The 4,771-nt window shown below is 72.8% G+C and carries 3 protein-coding genes; 2 read left to right on the plus strand and 1 reads right to left on the minus strand.

The window, feature by feature from the left end:
* Nucleotides 1-75: 75 nt before the first annotated feature.
* Complete coding sequence (locus ABZ234_RS33840; protein WP_355014756.1) at nt 76-2,664, minus strand: HAD-IC family P-type ATPase; 2,589 nt, start codon at nt 2,662-2,664, stop codon at nt 76-78.
* Between the two features lie 312 nt (nt 2,665-2,976).
* Here ABZ234_RS33840 and ABZ234_RS33845 point away from each other — a divergent pair, with 312 nt between their 5' ends.
* Together ABZ234_RS33845 and ABZ234_RS33850 are read left to right on the plus strand one after the other, a co-directional pair.
* Nucleotides 2,977-3,762, plus strand: a complete 786-nt coding sequence (locus ABZ234_RS33845; RefSeq protein ID WP_355014757.1) for an NRDE family protein — start codon at nt 2,977-2,979, stop codon at nt 3,760-3,762.
* 422 nt (nt 3,763-4,184) lie between these two features.
* A partial coding sequence (locus tag ABZ234_RS33850; RefSeq protein ID WP_355014758.1) for a cellulose-binding domain-containing protein occupies nt 4,185-4,771 on the plus strand: 587 nt, incomplete at its 3' end.

Genomic DNA, 4,771 nt, shown 5'->3' on the forward strand with positions numbered 1-4,771 from the left:
GGCGCGGCGCGCCATCCATCGCGGACGAAGCGCTCCAGGGCGTCCGGCGCGGCCGTCGGGGGCCGGTGCGGTCCCCTAGACCATGGAGGCCTCCCGGTGCCCGTCCTCCTCACGGGCCGCCTCCTCGGCGGCGCGGGCCTCGGAGCGGGCTATCCACCGGTCGTCCACCACCCGGATCACCGTGATCGCCACGATCGCCACCCCGGCCACGGCCAGACCGGTGAGGACCTTGGCCGGGTCGCTCACGTCCAGGTCGAAGAACCACTGGCCCAGCGGCGTCACCATGGCCAGTGTCAGCAGGCCGACCATGGAGCCCACCATCAGGACCTTCCACCACACGTACGGCTTGGCCACCAGCAGCAGGACCCACAGGGTGGTCGCGCACAGCGTGATCACCACCGCCGTGCGGTCCGCCGGGTCCGGGACGGTCCGCCCGCCCAGCACCAGCAGGTAGGTCGTCACCGCCGCGAAACCGGCCACCATCCCCGAGGGGATGGCGAGCCGCAGCGTGCGCATCACGAACCCCGGCTTGGCGATGTCGGTGTTGGGCGCCAGGGCCAGGAAGAACGACGGGATGCCGAAGGTCACCGCGTTGATCAGCGTCGCGTGCCGGGGGAAGAACGGGTACGCGACCGCCAGCAGCCCGACGATGATCGCCAGCGTCATCGTGTACACGGTCTTGGTCAGGAACAGGCTGGCCACACGCTCGATGTTGCCGATGACCCGGCGGCCCTCGGCCACCACGCGCGGCAGCACCGCGAAGCGGTTGTCCAGCAGGACCAGCTGCGCCACCGAGCGCGACGCCGGGCTGCCGGAGCCCATCGCCACCCCGATGTCGGCCTCCTTCAGGGCCAGCACGTCGTTGACGCCGTCGCCGGTCATCGCCACCGTGTGCCCGCGGTCCTTCAGCCCGCGCACCATGTCGCGCTTGCGCTCCGGGGTCACCCGGCCGAACGCCGAGCGCCTCTCGACCTCGCGGGCCAGCTCGTCCGCGTCGGCGGACAGGGAGCGGGCGTCCACCGGGTCCTCCGCGCCGGGCAGGCCCAGCTCGCGGCCCACCGCGCCGACCGAGGCCGCGTGGTCGCCGGAGACGATCTTGACGTCGACGCCCTGGCCGGCGAAGTAGTCGAGGGTGGCCCCGGCGTCCTCGCGCACCTTCTGGTCCAGGACCACCAGCGCGACCGGGGCCACCTCGCCGGGGGCGTCGTCGGAGTCCACCCGGGCGGAGGCGCGGGCCAGCAGCAGCACCCGGAGCCCCTGCGAGCCGAGCCGTGCCGCCTCGGCCGCGGCGGGGGAGTCGGGGGAGGACAGCACGTCGGCGGCGCCCAGGACCCAGTGCTCCTCGCCGCCCGGGGTGAGGAAGCCGGCCCCGCTCCACTTGCGGGCCGACGAGAACGGCGCCAGCGCGGTGACGGTCCAGTCGGGGGCGGACACCCCGCTCGCCCCGAACCCCTGAGCGATGGCGGCCATGCTCGCGTTGTGGTCGGGGTCGCAGGCCGCCAGGGCGGCCAGCACCCGGGTCGGCGAGGGGTCGTCGCCCACCGCGCGCCCTCCCAGGTCGCGGATCTGGGCCAGCTTCATGCCGGCCTCGGTCAGCGTCCCCGTCTTGTCGGTGCACACCACGTCCACGCGGGCCAGGCCCTCGATCGCGGGCAGCTCCTGCACCAGGCACTTGTACTTCCCCAGCCGGATCACACCGACCGCGAAGGCGATGCTGGTGAGCAGGATCAGCCCCTCGGGGATCATCGACACCAGCGCCGCCACCATGCCGCGCAGCGCGTCCGCCAGCGGGCCGGAGATCTGGCCGCCCGCCGTGGGCTCCTCCAGCGTGACGTGGCCGCCCATGAACAGCTGGCTGTAGATCAGCAGGGCGCCGATCGGGAACAGCGCGTAGGTGATCCAGGTCAGGATGCGGTTGATGCCCGACCGCAGCTCCGAGTGCACCAGCGAGAACCGGCTCGCCTCCTCGGCCAGGCGTGCCGCGTACGCGTGCCGCCCCACCTTGGTGGCGCGGAAGCGCCCGGCGCCCGCCACCACGAAGCTGCCCGACATCACGGTGTCGCCGGGCCGCTTGAGCACGGGATCGGCCTCGCCGGTCAGCAGGGACTCGTCGACCTCCAGCCCTCCCGCCCAGGTGACGACGCCGTCGACCGCGATCTGGTCGCCCGTGCCGACCTCGAGGACCTCGTCCAGGACGATCTCCTGGGTGGTCACGCGCACCGTCGCGCCGTCGCGCACGACCCGGGGGTGGGCGGCGTTGACGATCGCGAGCTTGTCGAGGGTGCGCTTGGCGCGCAGCTCCTGGACGATGCCGATCAGCGTGTTGATCAGGATCACCATCGCGAACAGCCCGTCCTGGACGGGGCCGATCACGGCGATGATCGTGAACAGCACCGCGATCATCGCGTTGATCCGCGTGAACACGTTGGCTCGGATGATCTGCCCGACGCTGCGGCTGGCACGCACGGGGACGTCGTTGGTCCGGCCGGTGGCGACCCGCTCGGCGACTTCCGCCAGGGTCAGCCCGGTCTCGGACGGGGGGCCGTGGAGGCCCGGCCCGGCACGCTCGGGCCGGGCGCCGGTGACGTTCGGGGCAGCCGCCTGCGAATCCCTGTCCGAGGCGCCTTCCGCACCGTCGTCGGGTCGTTCGGGTTGGACGGGCACGCACACTCCTGGGTGGTACGGGAGACGGGTGGACGGGCCCCTGATCACGCGAGGGGGCGCACCGGCCACGGACGTCCGGAGAGTAAGGAGATCCACAGCCTAGAAGACCCCCGGACCACTCGCGGGCGTCCTGCCCCCCCGATGCCGGGTGGTACCCGCACCACCAGGCGTCCGGGGGGACGGCGGCCGTGTCCGGCGCACGCCCCGCCCTCCCCGGCAGGCCCCGAGCGGACGTAGAGTCCGGGTACAGTTCCGTCCACCCTCCGGTCGGGCCTCTCGGGCCGTGCCTCCGGGGAGACAGCAGAGGTCCTCATGTGCACCGTCATCGTCGGATTCGATCCCGGCGCCGACACACCACTCGTCATCGCGGCGCTCCGGGACGAGATGTCCCTCCGGCCCTGGGACCCGCCCGCGCGCCACTGGCCCGACCGGCCCGAGCTGGTCGGCGGGCGCGACCTCACGGCGGGGGGAACCTGGCTGGCGGTGAACCCCGCCCGCCCCCGCGTCTGCGCCGTGCTCAACGGGTGGCCCCGGGACGGGAGCATGCCCTGGGAGGGCGTGTACCCGGCGAGCCGGGGGGAGCTGCCGCTGCGCGCCCTCGCGCACCCGGTGCGGGACCCGCTCCAGGGGGAGGACCCCACCCGGTACGCGCCCTTCCACCTCCTGGACGCCGACGCCCACAGGGTCGGCCTGCACAGCTGGGACGGGCGGTGCATGGACACGAGGCCGCTGCCCGCGGGGGTGAGCATCGTGGTGAACACCGGCCTGGACCCGCACGACCCCAGGGCGGCGCGCCACACGCCGGAGTTCGCGGCCACCCGGCCCGACCCGGCGGACCTGGCGGCCGCGAAAGGGGTCGAGGAGATCTGGGGCGAGTGGCCGCGCCTCATCACCGAGGCCGCCGGCGCGACCCCCCGTTCCGTGGGCGCCGACGGCCAGGGCGATCCGTCGGGCCTGGTCGCGCGGGCCGATCTGGGGGAGGGGCGGATCTGGGCGACGGGCTCGGTGACGCTGGTCGCGCTGGACCGTGAGACGGTCCGCTACGCCTTCACGGACGCCCCTGCCGACGCCGGGGCGTGGCGGATGGTCGAGGTGTGAGGGGCCGTCGCCGCCCCGGCCCGGGGCGGCGACGGGCCGTGGGGTGAAACCTCGGTGAAGGATTCCCGCAACGGGGTGTTTACAGGAGGTCGGCCGCTGGCTACTCTCATGGGAGCGTTCCCAAATGACTTGGGTCACATTCTTTCGACATCCCCCTCCCCCTGACATCCCCCGACATCCCCCTCCTCCCACACCCCTCGCCCGGCGTCGCGCCATGGTGGTCGGGTTTTCTTCGCCTGCCGTTTGGGAGCGCTCCCACATCCCCCGGCGCACCGCGCCCCTGCCAGTACGAGGTCGTCATGCCCCGCGCACCTCCGTCCCCGTCCACGTCTGAGCGGACCTCACGCAACCGTCGCCCGCACCCCCGGTCGACACTCCGCAAGCTCCTTTTGGTCACCCCCCTCCATGAGGAAGAAGACGACATGAGCAGGATCCACCGTGGCGCGAGCACACGCTCGCGGACACGACGAGGCCTCGCCGCGGCCTCGGCCCTCGTACTCGGCACCACCTTGGCACTCCTTCCCACCACGCCCGCGAGCGCCGCCCCGGGCTGCGAGGTGGACTACCAGGTCAACGACTGGGGCTCCGGTTTCACCGCGAGCGTCGAGATCACCAACCTGGGAACCGCCCTCAACGGCTGGACCCTCGACTGGTCCTTCCCCGGGAACCAGCAGGTCACGAACCTGTGGAACGGTACGCACACCCAGTCGGGGCAGGACGTGTCGGTGACCGCCGCCGGTCACAACTCGTCGATCTCCACGAACGGGACCGTCTCCTTCGGGTTCAACGCCTCCTACTCCGGGAGCAACGCCGCACCGTCGGAGTTCACCCTCAACGGCGTGGTGTGCGACGGATCGGTCGACCCCGGTCCAGGACCCGACCCGGACCCGGACCCCGACCCGGAACCGGGGGACCGCGTGGACAATCCGTATGAGGGCGCGGATGTGTACGTGAACCCGATCTGGTCGGCCAACGCCGCCGCCGAACCCGGCGGGGACGCGATCTCCGA

This window comes from Nocardiopsis sp. NPDC006198, from assembly GCF_040613895.1.
Lineage (GTDB): Bacteria > Actinomycetota > Actinomycetes > Streptosporangiales > Streptosporangiaceae > Nocardiopsis > Nocardiopsis tropica.